Annotated in this window: 19 protein-coding genes, 1 tRNA gene and 1 pseudogene; all 21 read right to left on the bottom strand. The window is 59.2% G+C overall.

Features of this window, described 5'->3' with window-relative positions:
* Positions 1-11: 11 nt before the first annotated feature.
* The gene (locus tag PHV01_RS04895; protein WP_337290027.1) at positions 12-2,267 is read right to left on the bottom strand and encodes a trehalose-6-phosphate synthase; all 2,256 of its coding nucleotides are present in this window, start codon (positions 2,265-2,267) and stop codon (positions 12-14) included.
* A 97-nt stretch (positions 2,268-2,364) separates the two neighbouring features.
* A complete protein-coding gene (locus PHV01_RS04890; protein ID WP_337290026.1) occupies positions 2,365-3,567 on the bottom strand; it encodes a glycosyltransferase in 1,203 nt (400 codons plus the stop codon).
* Positions 3,564-4,235, bottom strand: a complete 672-nt coding sequence (locus PHV01_RS04885; RefSeq protein WP_337290025.1) for a DUF5752 family protein — start codon at positions 4,233-4,235, stop codon at positions 3,564-3,566. The genes PHV01_RS04890 and PHV01_RS04885 overlap by 4 nt, the downstream gene beginning before the upstream one ends.
* Before the next feature lie 89 nt (positions 4,236-4,324).
* Entirely contained in the window at positions 4,325-5,386 is a 1,062-nt protein-coding gene (locus PHV01_RS04880; RefSeq protein WP_337290024.1) for a mechanosensitive ion channel family protein, read from the bottom strand.
* A 28-nt stretch (positions 5,387-5,414) separates the two neighbouring features.
* The gene (locus tag PHV01_RS04875; protein WP_337290023.1) at positions 5,415-5,750 is read right to left on the bottom strand and encodes a hypothetical protein; all 336 of its coding nucleotides are present in this window, start codon (positions 5,748-5,750) and stop codon (positions 5,415-5,417) included.
* Between the two features lie 46 nt (positions 5,751-5,796).
* Positions 5,797-6,195 carry a hypothetical protein gene (locus tag PHV01_RS04870; protein WP_337290022.1) on the bottom strand — a complete coding sequence of 133 codons (399 nt, stop codon included), beginning with the start codon at positions 6,193-6,195 and terminating at the stop codon, positions 5,797-5,799.
* Positions 6,196-6,259: 64 nt separating this feature from the next.
* Positions 6,260-6,883 (bottom strand): TetR/AcrR family transcriptional regulator, encoded by a 624-nt coding sequence (locus tag PHV01_RS04865; RefSeq protein WP_337290021.1) that lies wholly within the window; start codon positions 6,881-6,883, stop codon positions 6,260-6,262.
* Between the two features lie 739 nt (positions 6,884-7,622).
* Entirely contained in the window at positions 7,623-8,252 is a 630-nt protein-coding gene (locus PHV01_RS04860) for a c-type cytochrome (protein ID WP_337290020.1), read from the bottom strand.
* 165 nt (positions 8,253-8,417) lie between these two features.
* On the bottom strand, positions 8,418-10,208 hold the full coding sequence (locus PHV01_RS04855) for a chloride channel protein (RefSeq protein ID WP_337290019.1): 1,791 nt from the start codon (positions 10,206-10,208) through the stop codon (positions 8,418-8,420).
* A gap of 36 nt (positions 10,209-10,244) precedes the next feature.
* Entirely contained in the window at positions 10,245-10,370 is a 126-nt protein-coding gene (locus PHV01_RS04850) for a hypothetical protein (protein WP_337290018.1), read from the bottom strand.
* A 49-nt stretch (positions 10,371-10,419) separates the two neighbouring features.
* Positions 10,420-11,010, bottom strand: coding sequence for a peptidoglycan-associated lipoprotein Pal (gene pal, locus PHV01_RS04845; protein WP_337290017.1), 591 nt, complete (start codon positions 11,008-11,010; stop codon positions 10,420-10,422).
* Positions 11,011-11,086: 76 nt separating this feature from the next.
* Positions 11,087-11,239, bottom strand: coding sequence for a hypothetical protein (locus PHV01_RS04840; RefSeq protein ID WP_337290016.1), 153 nt, complete (start codon positions 11,237-11,239; stop codon positions 11,087-11,089).
* 20 nt (positions 11,240-11,259) lie between these two features.
* Entirely contained in the window at positions 11,260-12,036 is a 777-nt protein-coding gene (locus tag PHV01_RS04835) for a hypothetical protein (protein ID WP_337290015.1), read from the bottom strand.
* 217 nt (positions 12,037-12,253) lie between these two features.
* The gene (locus tag PHV01_RS04830) at positions 12,254-12,868 is read right to left on the bottom strand and encodes a TetR/AcrR family transcriptional regulator (RefSeq protein WP_337290014.1); all 615 of its coding nucleotides are present in this window, start codon (positions 12,866-12,868) and stop codon (positions 12,254-12,256) included.
* 1,030 nt (positions 12,869-13,898) lie between these two features.
* Complete coding sequence (locus PHV01_RS04825; RefSeq protein WP_337290013.1) at positions 13,899-14,297, bottom strand: putative toxin-antitoxin system toxin component, PIN family; 399 nt, start codon at positions 14,295-14,297, stop codon at positions 13,899-13,901.
* Entirely contained in the window at positions 14,294-14,512 is a 219-nt protein-coding gene (locus PHV01_RS04820; protein WP_337290012.1) for a ribbon-helix-helix protein, CopG family, read from the bottom strand. Before PHV01_RS04820 ends, PHV01_RS04825 begins: the two co-directional genes overlap by 4 nt.
* Before the next feature lie 336 nt (positions 14,513-14,848).
* Positions 14,849-14,924, bottom strand: a tRNA-Lys gene (locus PHV01_RS04815).
* Positions 14,925-14,965: 41 nt separating this feature from the next.
* Complete coding sequence (locus PHV01_RS04810) at positions 14,966-16,276, bottom strand: adenylosuccinate synthase (RefSeq protein ID WP_337290011.1); 1,311 nt, start codon at positions 16,274-16,276, stop codon at positions 14,966-14,968.
* Positions 16,264-17,577 carry an ATP phosphoribosyltransferase regulatory subunit gene (gene hisZ, locus PHV01_RS04805; protein ID WP_337290010.1) on the bottom strand — a complete coding sequence of 438 codons (1,314 nt, stop codon included), beginning with the start codon at positions 17,575-17,577 and terminating at the stop codon, positions 16,264-16,266. The genes PHV01_RS04810 and hisZ overlap by 13 nt, the downstream gene beginning before the upstream one ends.
* A gap of 79 nt (positions 17,578-17,656) precedes the next feature.
* The gene (serA, locus tag PHV01_RS04800; protein WP_337290009.1) at positions 17,657-19,237 is read right to left on the bottom strand and encodes a phosphoglycerate dehydrogenase; all 1,581 of its coding nucleotides are present in this window, start codon (positions 19,235-19,237) and stop codon (positions 17,657-17,659) included.
* 59 nt (positions 19,238-19,296) lie between these two features.
* Positions 19,297-19,737: pseudogene (locus tag PHV01_RS04795) on the bottom strand (alanine--glyoxylate aminotransferase family protein); the annotation flags it as partial.

Here is a 19,737-nt window from a genome sequence, read left to right as displayed (position 1 = left end):
GGCGTATCAGGTCAGGCCACTGGGACCTGCGCCTCCTCCACACGAACCTGCACGAGCTCAGTCATCAGATCGGCAGCCCATCGATACACGTTGTGCTCTTTCACTACGTCACGCATCCGTCGCATGCGAATAGTCTGCTCTTCCTTGGTCATGTTCACGGCCGCATAGACGGCGTCTGCCAGCTCTTCAATGTCGTAGGGGTTGACGATAAGGGCATCGCGCAACTCGCGAGACGCCCCTGTAAATCGACTCAATATCAGGACGCCTTGTTCATCCTCCCGAGCCGCCACGAACTCCTTCGCAACAAGGTTCATCCCATCGTGGAGCGATGTGACCAGGCAGGCATCGGCCGCCTTATAGAATCGCCGGATCGCCTGGCCGGTGTGGTGCCGTTTGAGGAGAAGAATGGGTTTCCAGTCGCTATTCTGGAAGCGCCAGTTGATGCGATCCGACTCGGCCTCGATGGCGGCGATCAGGTCCTGATACTGCTTGATGTGGGTGCGGCTCGGCGCCCCGAGCTCCACGAAGGTAAACTCCCCCTGGAACTTCGGGTATTTCTCCAAGAACCGCTCGATGCCTCGCAGACGTTCAAGCAGTCCTTTGGTATAGTCGAGGCGGTCGACGCCTACGGCAAGATAGGTTGTCCGAACGCCGAATTCCATGAGCAGCGCATCCTTGCCCTGTGGCTCCACGGTGCCTTCGCCCGGCGCTGTCGCGTCATCGGGGAAGGCGATACTGATCGGGAAGGGTTTGACATACGTTGTAGAGTTGCCACGCCTGACGGCAAAGTGCTCCCACTCGATGCGTGATTCCAGCGCCCGGTCTACCGTGTCCAGGAAATTGTTGCAATGGAACTGAATGTGGAATCCGATCAGGTCTGCACCCAGCATCCCATGCAGCAGTTCGCGCTGCCACGGACAGATACCGAACGATTCGGGATTGGGCCATGGGATATGCCAGAAGAGCCCCACGCGAGCATCAGGTCGCCTTTCCTTGATCAACCGTGGCAGGAGGGCAAAGTGATAATCCTGGATAAGCACACAGGGCTCTTCAACACCTTCGAGCTCCGCCAACGCAACCTGCGCAAACTTGCCGTTCACATCCCGATAGTATCGCCAGTCGTCGGCTCGAAAGACGGGCCGGGTATGAGCAATGTGGCAGAGGGGCCATAGTCCCTCATTGGCAAACCCATAGTAGTATCCCTTTTCTTCCGCCTTCGTCAGCCACACTCTCTTCAGGATGTATTTCGGGTCTGCAGGAGGGACCCTGAGCCTGTCTGCGTCATCCACGACCAGGCTATCGGCGTCACCGCTCCCATGGGCAATCCATGTACCTTCACAGGCGGCCAGCACAGGCTCCAGTGCGGTCACTAAGCCACTCGCCGGAACGAGGCATTCCACCTGCTTCCCATTGTTGACATGGATGTAAGGCTCACGATTGGAGATGACGAAGATCGATCTTCCCCGGAGTTTTAGCCGCAGGTGGTCTTTCAATGACCTGGGAGTCCAGAGCGCTTCCCCCGCTTGCCTGAGCGTGGCATCTTCGGCGGCGGCCTTTGCAGCCGACAGGCTCTTTGCCAAGTGCGTAACTTCCCTTACCAGCGGGTTCAGGAGGCCTTTACCGGAGAGTAGCGAGGCATCGATCAGCTCTCCTTTGCGCAATCGCTTGATCCACTCGGCTACTCGTACGATGGGCCCGATGAGGGTCAATCGCACAACGAGCAGCGTCGTCAATGAGATCAAGAGGGCCTGAATCAACAGTCGCAGGAAATTGTATTGCCATATCTCGCGAAGACGATGCTGGATATAGCTCGCATCATGGAAGAGCGCAAGAGCGCCGGCGACCTGCGCCTCAGGGTGAAGCGGCAGAACGAACACGTACATCAGCTTCTCACCGATGGTGATCACATCGCCTATTTGGTGATCTGCGGCTATTGCCTCGATCACGTGCTTTGGAGGCGTTGCGACATGGGCAGCGAGCGTGTGCGTGACGGCCAGCGGGAGCCCCTTCGTATCGTAGACAGCTACTCCGGCGAGCCGTTCCCGGTTCCCGAACTTCTCGACAATCCGCTGCAGCCGCGCTGACTGGCCTTGTCCAACCAAGGGCTCGACCGTCTCCCCCAGACTTTCAGCCAACAGCGAGGTCCGACGCTCAAGATCACTCATCTGCCTCAGCTTTTCCTGACGTACCTGCAGAAGAGTGAAAGCCAGTACGATCACGCTCACGACCGTCACGATTGCGAGAACCAGCCGCAGAGTAACCCGCATGTGCCCTTCCTCTCCTCCGATCAGTTCATTCGATCGAAGGTATGCTGCATAACGACCTCAACTTTGAGGTCAGCTTTGCCTGCCGTTTCTGAGTTCCTCACTCCGTGAGCACCATAAGTAGCGTCAAGTAGTCGGCCAGATGGCGAGTGATCAGGAACTCACGCCGAATATACTCCCGCCCCGCCTCCCCCATTCTGGCGATCAGGTCAGGATTGTTGAGGAGGTGCCTGACACGGAATGCCGCACCTTCGATCGAATGCACCGTGTAGCCGGTCACATCGTCGATCACCTGCACCGTGATTCCGCCGGCAGCACCCCCCACGACGGGTTTCCCCTTCCACATCGCTTCTGCTACGGTCAGCCCGAACCCTTCCCGGATCGACTTTTGTACAACAATCGTGGCCGCCCGCTGCAAGGCGTTGATCTCCAAGTGCGCGTCCGGTGGCAACTCGAGGACATGGATGTCCGGATCGTAGCCTGCCTCTTCTCTTACCTCGGCTAAAACCGCTGCTCCCTCCGGATCATCCTCCGCACCCCCACCCGCCAGGATCAGTCGGCAATCGTGGTGCTTCTTCACCAGCCGGTAGGCCCTGATGACCCCGACAGGGTCCTTGAAGCGGTCGAACCGGGATACCTGGAGAAGAATCGGCTTGTCCCTCGGGATTGCTAATCGGGCCAGGATCTCGTCTACCTCGGTCGTGCTGAGGTCGCAATTCTTCTTGCTGAGCGGGTCGATTGAGGGATACACAAGGTACTGCGGGAGAGGGAGTCGTTGCGCGAACTTCGGCAACGAGAAGACGGCTGCATTGTACCTCTTGACAAACCTTCGGAGCGCTCGCCAGGCCGGCCATTGCGGATGCGACAGATCGATATGGCAGCGCCAGACCCATTTCCCTTCCGGTAAGCGATATTGGATGAGCGGCGCAGGCTGAGGGTCGTGGATGAGCACCACGTCCCCTTCCAGCGACAGGTTTCTGGCGTTTTCTTGATTCGTCTCGATGTAGTCGCTGAGTATCTCTTTGGTGATCGACGCCTTCTGTCCCTGGAGGCTGTTGTGAAGAGCTTTCGTAGCAGAGAAGAAGGCAGAGTTGCCCTTCATCACCTCCCAGCGCGCATCGACCCCAAGGCCAACCATGATCGGAATCAGCCGATGGAGGATCTCGGCAACCCCCCCGCCATGACTGGTGGAATTCACATGCAGGAACCGTCGGCCCCGGACACGTTCCGCGAGCGATCGGAGGAAGCACATGGTCCCTTTTGACGTGACCCCCCGGTAGTCGTCAAGGCTCACGGCATTCATAAGTCTCGCCCTTGGATGAGCACCTGGTCGCAAGAGGCTAACATCTGTATCCTCACCCATTCCAGACCCCCAGTGAAGGGGTTCAAGGCCTCGATCCTGGCGGCCAGGGCCGGCAGGCTGAGGCGATCTCGCAACCAGGCGGAAAAGTCGTTTTGCCTGTGCTTGCGCCGCACTCGGGCTTCGAGAGTGTGGTAGTAAATGGTCCTGTCATCTATCTCACTGACGGCCTGCCGAAACTCCTCCAGGGTGTGAGCCACCATCCCTGCCGGCACCGCCACGATTCGAGATTGGACGAAGTTGAACGATTCCCCGTACACCACACGCGGAACCACGACGATGCTCTTCAGGTGACTGTCAATTATGGAAACGATCTCATCTCTCAGATCGACCAACGTATCGAAACTGAAGGGATCCAGCACTGCAAGGCGCTCGCCCAGCACTCGATCTCCCACCTGGACTGCCAGCCATGTCGCAAAGTCGTTGGAAAACGTCCCCGCCCTGTACCGGTGACGAATCAAGAGGCTGCACGTGTGGTAGTAGATCGAATCCAGCGGGACCTGTTGTATCAGGCCTGCCAGTTCCTTTTCGGTCTCCGCTTTCAGCCCCAGCATCTGGCGGAGCTCGATGCAACAGCAAAACTCGAAGGGCTCCTGTGCACGCTCAAGCATTCATCCCACCTCGGGTCTCTCTTTAGGAGGCTTATTGGGTGCCAGGGCGTCATGAAGCCTGGACATCTCGCATCCTGGCAATGCCTGTGTCAACAGGCAGGCGGCACCTCGACAGACGCCGCGTGGACGTGGACTACTCGCTGTGGAAAAGGGATCTCGATCCCCTCCTTCTGAAAGCGGGCGAAGATCCGTTTTCGCAGCTCATGCTGAACCAGGTACTGGTCCGCAACCTCGTTGATCTGCACGATTAAGGTGAAATCAAGAGACGACTCGCCGAACCCAGGAATGAACCGAACGAAGGGGGCAGGTTCAGCCAACAGCCCGGGGACGTGGTCCATGGCGGAAGCGACCTCCTCCATCAGGATCGCTTCGATCCTTGCGGGATCGCTCTGGTAACCAACACCGATGGGAATGAGGACCGACATCCGTTTCTCTGGAAGGTGGTAGTTAATCACGATGCTCTCAGCCAACTTGGCGTTCGGCACAATGACCATGTTATTGGGCAACATGCGGACCCGCGTGGTCCGCCAGCCGATATCGACCACGTACCCTTCCTGGCCCGACTCCAACTTGATGTAATCCCCTACGCGGATCGGTTTTTCCACTAGAATGTGGATCCCGGCGAACAGGTTCGCCAGCGAACCTTGAAGCGCTAAGGCTACGGCCAGGCCGCCGACACCCAAGGCGGTGAGGATAGGGGTAATCGATATTCCAAGCGTGTTCAGTAGGACGAGGGCGCCGCACAGGTAGACGACGCCTCTCACCAGGGCGGTGGTGAGCCCTGTCACGGCAATTGCGAGACCCAGACGGTCGGCATAGGACACGATGGAGGCTGCGAAGAACCGACCGACGGCGATAGTTACAGAGAGGATGAGCACGATCACCAGTACATCATTGACGAGTTGCCCGATCCTGGTGGGCATGGTAGGGGCGGCACTCAGGCCGATATAAACGCCAAGCACAAGACACCAAAGCAGTGAGGGAAGCCGAAACGCCGAGAGCGCCAGGTCGTCGAGTCTACTCTCAGTTGTGCGGGCCAATCTGGTGAGCGCGCGCAGTCCGATCCGCCGTAGCCACAGCAACCAGGCGCTCGACAAAAGCCCCACAGCGGCCGCAACTAGCAACTCTACAATTATCTGTTTTCCGATCATCCCCTCACCTCCACTCTTCCCGGAGCCATCAGCGGCTTTCCCGCTGGACCTCCTCCGGAAGGGTGGAGGTGTAAGAGTGCGACTTCACAATGCCCCGTTCGTTGAACTTGACATGAAGCTCCTTGGACAGGGTCCGGCCTATGGCCCCCGTCCTCACGTGGAGCCACGTCCAGGTCCGATCCCCGTCTTCGATGCCGACCTGGGTCGGCGACCCAAAGAGTTGAAGCAGCTCAGCCCGCGTGGTCACCCCGTTCTTGATCATCTCAGCAGTGGGCGTCCGAAATTCCTCACCCACCGAGACACATCCGACAAGCAGTAGGACGAAGCATCCAACGCCCAGGATACGACGATAGCGGAAGCGCATCTTGCCCTCCTTGTTGGAAAGGGTTACCGGAAGGTGCTGTGTTGTGTTAATCTCGCTGCCTGCCCCGTTTGATCACAATCACCTGCGCGATATCACCGTCGCTCACCCGCTCGAATTTCATCCAGACCCGATCACCAACGTTGAGCTCTTCCAACCTCTTCTTCGCCGTACCCTCCTTCATGACGGTTTGATCCGTCACCCGGGCGCCCACGACCAGGGCGTCGGTCGTCCCTCTTGGCACTGTAACCACCAAGGTCTTGGCATCCGGCACTACCGCGGTCACCGTACCGGAGATGGTGCGGATCAGGGGCGTTGTTCCCTGCGCGTTCTCAGCGGCCTTCGATGTGGCCACCTGCTCCTCAGCCGCCAGACCCGGTGTTGCGCCTCCCAATGCTGTCAGCGTCAAGATAGCCGTAATCGTTGCCAAATACTTCACGCGTTTCATCGCAGTCCCCCTCCTTTTGCAGCCATGTGCACAGACAAGCAACATGTGTACCCTGTCCATCGGTTCACGGCATCGCCTGGCCATTCCCTCCAATCCCTTCGAGGAAAAGGCGGGTAGGCACTTCGAGGTCTATAGCCTCATGCTTCTTTAACCCAAGAATCATTCGATAGGACAGATAACCCGTCACCAAGCCGGCCATCGAGCAGGCTATTTGCATCAGTCTTGTCCGGGAGTAATGCCTCCGATCTAATAAGGTCCCAAGCTCAGCGGTAAGGAACCGGATGTACCGGTCGTACTCCTTTTGGAGAGAGCGCACATCCCGCGGCTTCAGTTTAAGCAGCCCCCGGACTTGGTGAAACAGGACCAAGAGGTCAGTCCGCTCATCAAAAAATCGGAACTGAGCCGACAGGAGGCGTTTCACCCGGTCTTTATGGGTCTTAGCCAGCTGACTCTCACGGCGGCATCGGTCCAGGAGTTCACTCACCCCGTCGTGCAGGATGTGATGAATAATAGCGGTCTTGGAAGGAAAGTGCTGATAGAAGGTGCCCTTCCCGACATCAGCCGCTTCCGTAATGTCCTCCACGGTGGCATCATAGATCCCATGCGTCGCGAACAACGCCAGTGCTGTATTGACGAGCCTCTCTCGCGTTGTCGCCATTCGGCGTTCCACCCGCCGTTCGACTGCCATGTCTCCTCCTTCTCATAGGCACTGGTTGACTATATAGTCATTTATGACCATGTAGTCCATATATATATTTAATGCATTCCTTCACGGCTGTCAAGGTGGACTTACAACGCCAATCTCCGGGTGGGTATGGCGCCTCTTCAAGAATACGATGGGCCTCCATTCCATAGACTAGAACCGTCAGTTGACGCCGTCGAAATAACGCACACAAGAGAGGTGTTCAGCCGCCGCAACCCGATGTTCATGTTTCGTGAAATAAAAAAGCCGCCTCCGCTTCTCGCGGATGGCGGCCCGACCACCCTCTGTCCTCCGGAAAGAGCTGAACGCTATCCCCGGACCCTCCTAGAAGAACTTGTCACACTTTTATGTCATAAGAAGAAGTCATTATGATGATCGGCAGCAACCCCCAACACCCCGCGACCGGGCAAAATGACGCGAACATGCGGCACCAGCCGGCGTTTATTTCACATTGGTTAGCGGATCATACTTACTATATAGCATAGCCATAAATCGAGAGAAGTCAAGGTAAATCAGGCTGCGCGCTTGTCCGGAGGCTCACCAGAGCCGATTCTACTCTTAGCGGACAAATAGCCCATAGATTGAGGCTAAGGTTCCTCCCGGGAGCAGGAAGAGCGTCGAAGGCCAAAGGTGGAACAGCGCGTTCGCAACGGGTTCCGGGGTACCAGATGCCCTGAGGGGATTTTACAACGGGCACCTGGACCTTGGAACCGGAAACCGCTTGTCAATGCTGATGCCCACCGGCGGTCAAGCTCTTCATGTAGGCCACCACATCGATGAGTTGCTGGACCGTCATGGTCTCGTTATAGCTGGGCATCTTTGATTTACCATCAGCGCCGAGATATCCTTTTGTTTCAGCCTTATGGCGCTTGACCCGCCAGGACACGGAGGCATTCGGGTCGATGATCACCTCGGCGAAATACTCTGCCGGGTGCATCGCCCCCATCCCCGAGAGGACAGATCCCACATCCCCTTGTTCGGCTTTGGGTGCGGGAAAATCTTCACCACGCACTTCATGGCACTTGAAGCATTCGAAGTCGATAAAAACCTGCCGCCCCGCGTGATGATCTCCAGCCGGCAGAGCAAACCGCCACCCTTTAGGCGTTGCGAAACCTGACTGTTGCGTCGCCGGACCTCTCTGTTGCGTGAACTCCGGCGGAGGTCCCACCAGCCGATGATGGTGATGTCCACCCTCCTTGGGAGGTTCATCACTCCACCCATTCAGGACTGAGACCAATAGAAGACTACACGTCAGAACAGCTCCCCTGAGCAATACCCCGCCCTGAAGAAGAGAGTGCCCCTGGAGCCTTGCCGTTCGCGTCTTGCGCCTCACCTCGCTCCCCGTTGTCCGCAATGGTTCGCTCCTTTCCGTTCTCGACGATATCTCCTCGTTATATGCACCACTTTACGAAACAATGACCCGTGCTGTGCCTCTCTATCGCTCAAGCGACCGCTCGACGGCGAACTCAAGCCCCACCCGATAACGAACGAATCAGTTGTTACGGCCCCTCCAAGCGCTTCATGGTGATCTGATCCCCCAGCGCGCCAGGGCGCGATTATATGCTCTGATCACGTGTCGTCTGGAGATGATGCCAATCAGACGTTTCTGGTTGGTGGAATCCACCACCGGCAGGTGGCCCAGATCGCGCTCGTGGAATTTCATGAGGACCTCGCGGAGGCTGTCATCGGAAAAGGCACAGACCACGTCGCGCGTCGCGTACCCCAGCACCTGGTCTTCCAACCGGCCCTCGTCCACGGCCTTCGCCACGTCCCGATAGGTCACCACGCCCGCCAGTTCGTCATGGCCGTCGAGGACTGGGAACCACTCATGACCGGTCTTCGCGACGAGCCGCAACAACTCTTGGATGGTGGCCTCTCGAGGAATGGCCAGCAGCGGGTGGGTCAGGGCTTCCTGCACCGGGATCTCCGCCATCAGGTCCCGCTCAGGAGCAGCCCCATACTGGATCCCCTGACGCTCCAGCTTCAACGTATAGATCGACTTCGCGCTGAACTCCCGGTAGAGCAGAACGGCGATAATGGTTGTGGACATGAGAGGAAGAATGATGTGATAGTCGCCGGTCATTTCGAACAGGATGAGGATCGCGGTAATCGGCGCCTGGGCGGCCGCGCCGAACGTGGCACTCATGCCGACGAGGGCATACGCGCCATAGGAGGCGGTGAATGCAGGAAAGAGAGCGTGGACCAGCGAACCGAACGTGCCGCCCACCAGCCCCCCGATAAAGAGGCAGGGAGCAAACACCCCTCCCGAGCCTCCCGACCCTAACGTGAGCGAGGTCGCCAGGACCTTGGCCGGCTTCAAGGCGAGCATCGTGCCCACGGGGACCTGCATCACCAAGAGCTGCCCCATGGTCGGCAGCCCTGTGCCGAACACCTGGGGCAGGAAGAGCCCGATGCCGCCCACGGCGAGACCTCCAACCGCCGGCTGCAGGAATTCTGGTAAGCGGGAGCGGGCGAAGAGGTCCTCGAAAGCATAGAGGATTTTTACAAAGGCGGTGGCGGCCAGACCCGAGAAGACGCCCAGGAGGGGGTAGAAGAGCAGTTCCTTTTCGCTGATCAGGCCCCACGGGGGGATGGCGAACGCTGGGAAATCGCCCAGCATGGCCCTGGAGACGACCGCGGCGGCGAAGGCGGAGAGGACGACCAAGCTGAAGTCCGCGGTGAACTGCCCGAGGAGGACCTCCAGCGCGAACATCGCGCCGGCAATGGGGGCATTGAAGGTGGCCGCCACGCCCCCCGCCGCCCCGCAGGCGACGAGGGTTCGCACCCGCTCCGTTGGCATCCGCAGCCATTGCGCGACCGAGGAGCCGATGCTCGAGCCGATCTGGATCATCGGGCCTTCGCGGCCCGCGGAGCCGCCAGAGCCGATCGTGATGGCGGAGGCGAGGATCTTGACCAGGGCCACCCGCCTTCGGATCCGACCGCCTCGGAGCACCAGCGCGCTCATCACCTCCGGGACGCCATGCCCCTTGGCCTCCCTGGCGAAATGGACGATCAGCGGGCCCACCAGCAGGCCGCCGAGGACCGGGAGCACGAGGACATAATACCGACCGAGGCCGGAGAAAAGCCAGCGGCCGCCATCAAAGAAGAGGGCGGTACAAAGCTGCAAGAGCCGGATGAAGCCAACGGCGCCCAAGCCTGTCGCGATGCCAACCGAAATGGCCACAAGCACCTGGGTGGTGGGCTGTGGAAGCCTCAGACGCGCCAGGAGATCACCAGTCTTCAACTGGAGCCGACGCCTCCATGGCAGAGGCTGGACCATTTCGACGCCAGTCGGAGCATGATCGACCATCACACGACGACCTCCCTTACGATCTTCGCGAGACCTTCACCGAGTGTGCCGCTGCACCTCTTCCGGCAGATTTGAGATGTAAAAGTACGACTCGACGACCCCACATTCGGTGAACTTGACATACAGCTCCTTGGAGAGGGCCCGGCCATGTCGCCCGCACATACACCCACGTCCAGGTCTGATCCCTGTCCTCGATGCCGAACGTTCTTCCCTACTCCCTTTCCACGACGAAGTGGGCTCGCCGGTTCCACTTCCAAGCGGACTCATCGTGACCGAGAACAAAGGGTCGCTCCTTGCCGTAGCTCACTGTAGTCACACGTTTCGCGTTGATGCCTAAGGCCGCGAGATAGTCTTTGGCCGCTTGGGCACGGCGCTCCCCCAAGGCTACGTTATACTCGCTCGTCCCGCGCTCGTCGCAATGACCCTCAATGGTGATGGCAGCCTTCGCATGCACCCGAAGCCATTCAACGTCATCAGCTAAAGCCGCTTTCGCATCGGGGCGAACATTCGACCTGTCGAAATCAAAGAAGATGTCCTTCAGTGGCGACTCCTGGCGCGCGGCTTGAGCCTCCTGCTTGACCGGTTGCTCGGCGGGTACTACGGGCGGGGGCATCACCACCTCGCTGCGGGGCCCTCCAGTGTCGGGGGGTGGCGGTTGAATCGCGGTGACTCCGGATTGCTTCGCGCAGGCAGCCAGGAGCACCAACCCCCCGAGCGCGCCAATGCACAGCGCCTTCATGCGTTGGGCCCTGCGATGGCCCCTGATCTCGTTCCCCTCGGTGGAGCCTTCGATCTCACTCATCGCCTCCCTCCTTTTTTGCTAGACATTCTCACCCATTCTCCGATGCTCACAATGCCGTTCCCAGCCTCTCCGCGCCCTACTCCTGCTTCTCCACCCGTTTGACGACGATCGACTGTGCGATGTCGCCGGAGCTGACCCGCTCGAACCTCATCCAGACATGGTTCCCAACTTTGAGGCCTTCCAAGCGCTGCTTCGTTTTTCCCTCCTTAATGACGGCCTGGTCGGTCACTGAGGCGCCAATGACCAGTTTCAGGCCTCCTTTTTCCGCTTGCCGTTCATGTAGTATCGCACGCCGACGACCAGGCCCGAGATGCCGAGCAATGTGCCGGCCAGTTGAAACCCCAGATTTGAGAAATACCATGGCAGGTGCTTCTTCATCTGCAGACCCACCGTAAAGGGAAAGCGGTAGGTGGGATCAACAGCACGTATTTCTGCCTGTGTTGGATCATCGCTGCCGTGACTGTGAATGACCCGGTTCAACTCGCCGGGATCGGACGCGGGATGAGGGTGATGGGCAATGCCAGGTCCGACCTTTTCCAACTTCAGGATGGCCATATAGTGGCCGGCCTTTGGAATCTCAGTATAGACCCTCACCGTGCCGTCACGGTACACAGTCGGGGGCAAGGACACAATGGAGTGGTCGTGATTCCCCTCCCCAGCCGTGTGTTCGTGTCCCCCCTCCTCGGCTTCGACAATCCGGACAGAGACAGGCACCGTTCTGAGCTCTTCATTGTACAGGTCAAAGGCCATCCACATCTTTCCGGTTCTCGGGACACCTCCGCAATACGACTGAAATTCCTCTTTAAACTGCACCGACCCGACTTCTTGCAGCGTGCGAACCTCTGAGGCTTCACGTTTCTGCTGATAGGTAGTAAGGTGAACGATGTAGTGGCCCTTCTCTTGACTGCATGCATCCGCTTTGTCCCAGTCACCCATTGCATCGCTGCCACCGCCGTGGGCTAAGGCCTGGGATGCCCCGAAGGCCAGCAGCAGTATTGCACCACATAACGACATCAAGCGTTTCATTGCTCACTTCCTCCTTCATTGATCACTAGATCTCTACTTTCGGTGATCCAGTGACTCGCCTTGCATAGCAAACCACCTTCACAGCCGATTTCTCAGATACCTCGCTCCATCCGTCGCCTCCTTTCTGACCACCAGGTCTATTTCCACGGGTTCCTGCCAGCCGATTGATGCAATGAAACTCACACGAAGGAGAAATCCCTCATCCCAGACAACCCCATTATTGAGATGGTTCCACGATCCCTTTCAGGAACATTCTGGTAGAGATTTCCAGTTCTGTCCCTCGATCTGTTTTCAAGCCCAGGATCACAAGGTAGGACAGATAACCCGTCACGAGACCGGCCATGGCGCATGCCATCTGCTGTAAGCTCTCCTCCGAATAGCGCTTCCCGTCTAACGACGCCGCAAGTTGGGAGGCGAGAAAGCGAATGTACCGTTCGTACTCCTTTTTGAGGAAGCGGGCCTCCTTCGGTTGCAGTTTGATTAACCCGCGAACTTGATGAAACAGGATCAAGAGGTCGCGCCGTTTTCCGAAAAATCGGAACTGGGCCTCCAAAAGGCGTTCCACGCGCTCTTGCGCAGTCACAGCCGACTGCACCTCATGGCGGCACTGGTTCAGGAGTTCGCCAAACCCCTCGTGCAGCAGGTGTCGAATGATGGCGGTCTTGGAAGGGAAGTGCTGGTAGAAGGTCCCCTTTCCCACATCGGCCGCCTCCGTGACATCCTCCACGGTCGTGGCATAGATTCCCTGCTTGGCGAATAATGCCAGTGCTGTATTGACGAGCCTCTCTCGCGTTGCTGCCATTCGGCGTTCCACTCGCCGTTCGGTTGCCACCTTCCCCTCCTCTTGTAGGTTATTTCTGACTAATTGGTCATGGACGACTTTATAGTCACTAATATTGCACACTCGTAAACGGCTGTCAAGGTCGAGTGCCTTCCCTACTCTCTTGGTGGCGCTATGGGGGGGGCACCGTCATCACCCGGAGGTTGTCGATCGCCTCAATGAAGCGATGTGCCTCGGAGACCCTACGGGTTACCCTCACTTCCGCCCCTCGAGGCCCGCCGTCCGCATCAGCTGTGTTACGCGTTTCGTGCCGGCCCGTGTACTCCACCCTGCAGAACCCGTTGAATGCTCGGGCTTCTGTAGGTCCGGTGGAACCGGCGATAAATGACCTCGATGCGCTGCAAGCGCGCGGTATTGGCCCCTGCGCGTGCGCTCGGAGAACGGACCAACCGACCTGAGCACTTCAGCTATACGGATGCCTACAAGTAGCCCGCGACTCTCCGATTAACTCATAGTATCTAGCTCACAGCGCTTGCTGCAGTCGCGGATATCTTGCCTCAGCCTCGTCATGCAATACTTTGCATTTCCGCTGATGCTCTGCCATTCTTCAACGGAAATCAGAGCACGCTAAGGGCGCGATGGAGTAGCGAAAATGGGTATCGCTAGAGTGGCTAGACCGGGATGGCTGGAAAAACTGCTTGGTGGATTGAACGCGACGGAGACGGTTCACATAATCGGCCGGATCGCATCACAAGAACACAACCGGTGATGAGGGTGGGGCATGGCAACGATCACGTTTGATTTCGACCTGGCGATATTCGGCGCGCTACGTCTGGCACCGGATGAGTTCGCGCGCGAGATGCGAATCGCTGCGACGGTGTAGTGGTACGCCCAAGGCACGGTGTCCCAGGCCAAGGCTGCGGGGATCAAGCGTTTGAGCCGCGCCGAGTTCCTGGAGGAGTTTTACCGCCGCGAGACACCGGCCTACCAGTGACGTTTGACGAGATCCGAGAAGAGATCCATGCCGCCTAGGCACTGGATCGTCAATGCGTCGCCTTTAATCCTTAGTATCGCGGGGCGGTCAGTGCGGAGCAGCGGGTGGATAGAGGATGAGCCAGGCATCTCGTGGGGAGACGATGCGCATATTCCCTGAATGGCTCCGCGCCAGTACCTCTTTGTCGCCGGTTACGAAGAGATCGGCTCCTGCTGCGGCAGCGGCCGCGATGAGCCGTGAATCATTGTCCTCTCTTTCCGCCGGAGCATCTTCCACGGATTCAGCCGAGCACCACAACGAGCGGATCCGTTGCCATACAACGGGTGACGGTAACACCTTGCGCGTGAGTACCTCTGTAAGCTCCTCCCAGACCAGCGGACTGGTGAGCACCGATCCGTCTTCCAGCAAGCGCAATAGCAGCTCCTCGCAGACTCCACGCGCGGCAAAGGCGCTGACCCACACGTTGGTGTCGAGGAAGACCCTCACGAGACGTCCCGGAACACATCCTCATCAGTCAACCAACCAGCCGCCTGCGCCCTGGGCACGAGTTCCGCACGAATAGCGGCGAGTTCCACCCGAAGTTGCTCATGGCGCAGCGCCTCTCGGACGACCTCACTGCGGCTCTTGCCTGTCGCCGTGCATAGTTCCCGAAGCGCCTTCTCGCTTTTGTCGTCGAGACGGATAGTAAATGTAGTGCCCATGGGACCCCCCACAGAGGTGTCATTGAATACCGGACGAAGTATAACATGAGACAGCCGGAGGTACCAACATACGTGATCGACCCACAGCCATTTCGGAACTTATCCGGAAGCGAGTGATGTTCCCCGCCCGCAACGCGGCAGGCAAGACTATTTGAGGGTAGAATGGAAGCCTCAGCCATTTTCGTACGCCCTCCGCGAGCCAATCCGGTGGGCCGCCCACATCAGTGGGCAGTCCATCTGCACAACCGTCTGCACTATCCTACACCTTCTCCTGAAATCTGCAGGATGTCTGCATCGCTAAAACATCATGTCAACTCATCTAACTACTTGAAATTATGGTGACCCGTCCGGGACTCGAACCCGGGACTCCCTGCTTAAAAGGCAGGAGCTCTGCCAACTGAGCTAACGGGTCGTCATGCAGAAGGCTATAAACGCGGGCGTTTCAGAAGAAGCTTAGCGTGCCAGCCCCCACTGCCGCAAGGCCGGCGTCGAGCGAAGGATCGTCTGATCCCGCCGGGGCCCTGTGGAGATGAGCCCTGCCTTGACCCCTGTCAGCCCCTCAATTCGCTCGATATAGGCCCGGCAATTAGCCGGCAGGCGCTTGTATGAGGTGATGCCGGCAATACTCTCGTTCCAGCCTGGCACCTCTTCATAGATCGGCTCACACGCTTGTAAGAGACCGGTCTCGTTCGGAAATTCTCGAAGGGTCGCACCGTTGCAGCGGTAGCCCGTGCAGATCCGGATCGAGTCACAGGCATCCAGGACGTCCAGCTTCATGAGGGCAAGGGCCGAGAGGCCGTTGATCCTGGCGCTGTACCTGACGGCAACGGCATCGAACCAGCCACAGCGCCTCGGCCGCCCTGTTGTGGCTCCGAACTCCTGCCCGCGCGTCTGCAGCATCTGACCGGTTGCATCCGTCAGCTCCGTCGGCATTGGACCCTCGCCGACACGCGTCGTATAGGCTTTGGTAACGCCGAGGACGCCGTCGATCGTAAGCGGACTCACCCCAATCCCGGTGCAGGCGCCTCCGGCCGTGGCGCTCGATGAGGTAACGTAGGGGTAGGTCCCGAGATCGACGTCCAGGAGGGTTCCCTGCGCCCCCTCAAACAGGACGCTCTTCCCGGCTTTGATCAGATCGTAAATGACGAGGGAGCTGTCCACCACGAAGCCGCGAATGCGCTCGAACTGCTCAAGTTGCTCCGCCGCCATTTTTTCGTGATCGAGTTCCTGCAGCTCCCGATGCCTGGGGAACTGGGCTCGCTTCTCTTCAAGATTACTGCGGAGGCGCTCCTTGAAGAGGTCACGGTCGGTCAGATCGCCCACCCGGATTCCTGTCCTCGCCATCTTATCGACATAGGCCGGACCGATCCCGCGTCTCGTGGTCCCGATCTGCCGTCCCTCTCGGAGCCGTTCCAGTTCGGCGTCCAGGATCTGATGGTAGGGGAGCACCAGATGCGCGTTCTTGCTGATAAAGAAGTTCTCCTCGATCTTCACGCGCAGCCTGCCGAGCTGATCCATTTCCTGGATAAGGGCGGTCAGATCAATCACCACGCCGTTCCCCAGGATGCAAACCTTCCCTTTCCTCAGTACGCCAGACGGGACCAAGTGCAGGACGATCTTCTCCTCCCCCACCACGACCGTATGGCCGGCGTTGGACCCGCCCTGGTACCTGGCCACCGCATCGAAATACTCTGAGAGGAGATCAACGATCTTGCCCTTCCCTTCGTCGCCCCACTGCGTACCGACAACGATTACATTGGCCATCGTCGCTCTCCACGTTCGATCTCGCCGCAAAACCGCTCGACCGGGACCCGCTCCTCAGTTCCCGAGGCAAGATCCCTGATGAATAACTCGTCCTGAGGCAGATGAGGGAAGCCCAGCACGATTGCTCGGCCGATCCCGGATGCTACCGCATAGTCAAATGAGCCTTCCAGGTCCCGCGTGATGATATCTCTCGCTACCGAATAGCCCTGTTCTCGCAGAAGCCGGGCGATACGAAGGGCGTACCGCTTGTCGGGGTTAAAGTCGATAATCAGAAACCTCTGGCCGGGAAGGAGCGGAGGCCGCCCCTCGGCACCTACAGCCTCCAGGACCTTATCCAGGTCAAAGGCGAAGCCGGTGGCGGGGCAGGGATACCCGAACCCACCGATCAGGTCGTCATATCGGCCGCCGCGCGAGATCTCCGAACCCAGGCCCTGCGCAAAGGCCGCAAAGGTTACACCGGTGTGGTACTCGAAGGCCCTTACTTCGCCGAGATCGATGATCACCTGATCCGCCAGACCGTACTGCTCCAGCACCTCATAGACCTGGGTAAGATTTCTCAGAGCCTCCTGCGAGCGCCGGTTGGGCGCCAGATCACCCGCGCGGGCCAGGACCTCCTTCCCCCCATAGAGCAGCGGCAGATCCAGCACGGCCCGCTTGGACTTGTCGTCCGCGTCCAGACCTCGCAGGAGCAGCTCGAGCTCAGGGGTATCCTTCCTGTCGATAGCCGAGACAAGCGCCCGGCGTCGATCCGGTCCGAGCCCCAGGGCATCGACGAGCCCCCGGACGTACTCGATCTGGCCGACGTCGATTTGAAAGCGCTGCAGGCCGAGGGCCCGGCAGCCCTCCACCGCCATCGCCACCATTTCGGCATCGGCCTCCGGCCGCTCCAGCCCGATCAACTCCACGCCAAGCTGAACACGCTCGCGCTGCCGACCGGCCTGAGGGGCTTCGTAGCGAAAGATATTCGTCACATACGAGAGGCGCAACGGCAAGGGACGGTGCCGAAACGTAGTCGCCGCAAGGCGCGCCACCTGGGGGGTTGGGTCGTACCGCAGCGCCAGCAGGCGGCCGGTCTGTCGGTCGACGAACTTGAAGATCTTGTCTCCGCCCTCCCCCTCCGAGTCTCCCGAGAAGACCTCCAGGTATTCGAAGGTCGGAGTGATGACCTCTTGGAACCCCCATCGCTCAAAGACCGTAAGGATCCGGCGCTCAGCCCAGCGGCGCAGCGCGGTCTCCTCCGGCGGAAAGACTCGGACGCCTTTCGGAATAGCGGTCTTGGAGGAATATTCGAAGTCGCTCATTGAAGATCAGAAGATCAGCATTCAGCCATCAGCTCTCAGCCTTTTCTGACTGCTGATCGCTGACTGCTGATGGCTGTTTTTAGGCCTTCACAAGCTTAACGAAGACGATATTGGGGAGCCGCCGGATTTCGTCTATGACATGAGCGGGAACAGGGTTGTCGACATTCACCACTGACACAGCCCGGCCACCAGGCAACTCCCGTCCCAACTGCATTCCGGCGATGTTGACTCGGTTCTTTCCGAGCAGGGTGCCGATCGTCCCGATGACCCCAGGCACGTCCAGGTTGGAGAAGATCAGGAGGTACCCTTCGGGGATGGCTTCCAAGCGGAATTCGTTGATCCGGACGACCCTGGGCTCTCGGCGGCTGAAGAGCGTCCCCGCGACCTCACTCGTGCCACGGTCGCCCTTCACCGAGACGGTGATGAGGCTCGCATAGTCGGCCTCCTCCAGCACCTTGCTCTCAATGATCCGTATGCCGCGCCCTTTCGCCAGGGCCAAGGCGTTGACGTAGTTGACCTCATCGCCCAAAAAGGGGTCCAGCGTCCCCTTGACGACGGACGCGGTGAGCGGCGCCGGGTCGTAGCCCGCAATCTCGCCCCGGTAATCGATCCGAATCTGGCGCAGCCCCCCCTCGGCAAGCTGAGAGGCCAGGCGGCCCAGTTTCTCGGACAGGGTGAGATACGGCTGAAGTACCTTGTACAGCGCTGGATCGATCGACGGGGCATTCACAGCGTTCCTGATCAGCCCTTTCTGAAGGTACTCGACGACCTGCTGGGCGATCTCGACAGCGACATTCTCCTGCGCTTCCTCGCTCGCCGCGCCGATATGCGGGGTGCAGACAAAGTTGTTGAGTGTAAACAGCGACGAGTCGGTGGTCGGCTCCTGTTCAAACACATCCATCGCCGCGCCCGCAACCTTGCCGGCCTTCATCGCCTCATACAGGGCCGTCTCGTCGACGATCCCGCCCCTCGCGCAATTGATGATCCGAACCCCCGTCTTCATCTGCGCGATCGCGTCGCGATCGATGAGATGGTACGTCTCCGGGGTGATGGGGGTGTGGATCGTGATAAAATCCGACCGTTGGAACAGGTCTGGAAGTTCCACCAGTTCGACCCCCAGCGCTGTCGCGGTCTCCTCAGAGACAAAGGGATCAGCGACGATGACGCGCATGGCGAACCCCTTCGCGCGTCGAGCGACCTCACCTCCGATCCGACCCAAGCCGATGATCCCCAATGTCTTCCCCCCCACCTCGACACTGACGAACGCGCCCTTCTCCCACCGGCCGCCCTTCATCGAGGCGGTGGCCTGTGGGATATTCTTAGCGAGGGCCAGCAGGAGCGAGAAGGTATGTTCGGCGGTGGTCAGGGTATTACCGCTCGGGGCATTCATCACCAGGATTCCGCGAGCCGTTGCCGCCTCGACGTCGATATTGTCCACCCCGACGCCCGCCCTCCCGACCACCTTCAGTCGGTGCGCTGCCCGCAGGATCGGGGCGGTCACCTTGGTGGCACTTCGGACGATCAGGCCATCGTAGTGGTCGATACACTCCTGCAGCGCCTCGGGGCTCAACTTGCGCCGCTCATCAACCTCGAACGCCTCGGCTTGGCGCAGAATCTCAATGCCGCGTGGCGAGAGACCATCACTTACAAGAATTCGCATCCGTTCCCCTCTAAAAAACAGCTATCAGCGATCAGCTATCGGCTGAAAGCTATTTTCCCTCAGCCTGTCTGGCCCAGCACCTCCTGGGCCGCCCGCACCCCTTCGCCTAGCTTAACCGGATAGCCGAGGTCGGTGAGGGTTCGTTCCAGTGCCGCGAGGCAGATAACAACATCGGATTCATCAGCATATCCCAGGTGAGCCAGACGAAAGATCTTCCCCTTAAGCTGCGCCTGTCCGCCCGAGATGGTGATGCCGTGTGCCGTTCGAAGCCTCTTCACGATAGCACCGGCCTCGATACCCGACGGGGCAGTCACAGCGGTCAGCGCCGGGGTGGGCCGCTCCGTGAACAGTTCAAGCCCGAGCGCCCTGACACCGGCGCGGGTCGCCCGCGCAAGCCGGTCATGCCGCGCGAAGAGCGCGGTGAGACCCTCCGCCCTGATCGCGGCGAGGGACTCGTGAAGCGCCATGACCAACGAAACCGCCGGCGTAAAGGTATTCTG

Source organism: Candidatus Methylomirabilis sp. (assembly GCF_028716865.1).
Classification (GTDB): domain Bacteria; phylum Methylomirabilota; class Methylomirabilia; order Methylomirabilales; family Methylomirabilaceae; genus Methylomirabilis.
The sequence above is the reverse complement of the archived record's forward strand: the minus strand, read 5'-3'. Positions and strand labels throughout refer to the sequence as shown.

Coding starts and splice junctions, on each gene's coding strand:
- PHV01_RS04820 (WP_337290012.1), bottom strand. CDS start 14,512: ATGGGCACTACATTTACTATCCGTCTCGACGACAAAAGCGAGAAGGCG.
- PHV01_RS04870 (WP_337290022.1), bottom strand. CDS start 6,195: ATGAAACGCGTGAAGTATTTGGCAACGATTACGGCTATCTTGACGCTG.
- PHV01_RS04850 (WP_337290018.1), bottom strand. CDS start 10,370: ATGTGCGGGCGACATGGCCGGGCCCTCTCCAAGGAGCTGTATGTCAAG.
- PHV01_RS04810 (WP_337290011.1), bottom strand. CDS start 16,276: ATGGCCAATGTAATCGTTGTCGGTACGCAGTGGGGCGACGAAGGGAAG.
- PHV01_RS04885 (WP_337290025.1), bottom strand. CDS start 4,235: ATGCTTGAGCGTGCACAGGAGCCCTTCGAGTTTTGCTGTTGCATCGAG.
- pal (WP_337290017.1), bottom strand. CDS start 11,010: ATGAGTGAGATCGAAGGCTCCACCGAGGGGAACGAGATCAGGGGCCAT.
- PHV01_RS04880 (WP_337290024.1), bottom strand. CDS start 5,386: ATGATCGGAAAACAGATAATTGTAGAGTTGCTAGTTGCGGCCGCTGTG.
- hisZ (WP_337290010.1), bottom strand. CDS start 17,577: ATGAGCGACTTCGAATATTCCTCCAAGACCGCTATTCCGAAAGGCGTC.
- PHV01_RS04895 (WP_337290027.1), bottom strand. CDS start 2,267: ATGCGGGTTACTCTGCGGCTGGTTCTCGCAATCGTGACGGTCGTGAGC.
- PHV01_RS04865 (WP_337290021.1), bottom strand. CDS start 6,883: ATGGCAGTCGAACGGCGGGTGGAACGCCGAATGGCGACAACGCGAGAG.
- serA (WP_337290009.1), bottom strand. CDS start 19,237: ATGCGAATTCTTGTAAGTGATGGTCTCTCGCCACGCGGCATTGAGATT.
- PHV01_RS04835 (WP_337290015.1), bottom strand. CDS start 12,036: ATGAAACGCTTGATGTCGTTATGTGGTGCAATACTGCTGCTGGCCTTC.
- PHV01_RS04875 (WP_337290023.1), bottom strand. CDS start 5,750: ATGCGCTTCCGCTATCGTCGTATCCTGGGCGTTGGATGCTTCGTCCTA.
- PHV01_RS04855 (WP_337290019.1), bottom strand. CDS start 10,208: ATGGTCGATCATGCTCCGACTGGCGTCGAAATGGTCCAGCCTCTGCCA.
- PHV01_RS04890 (WP_337290026.1), bottom strand. CDS start 3,567: ATGAATGCCGTGAGCCTTGACGACTACCGGGGGGTCACGTCAAAAGGG.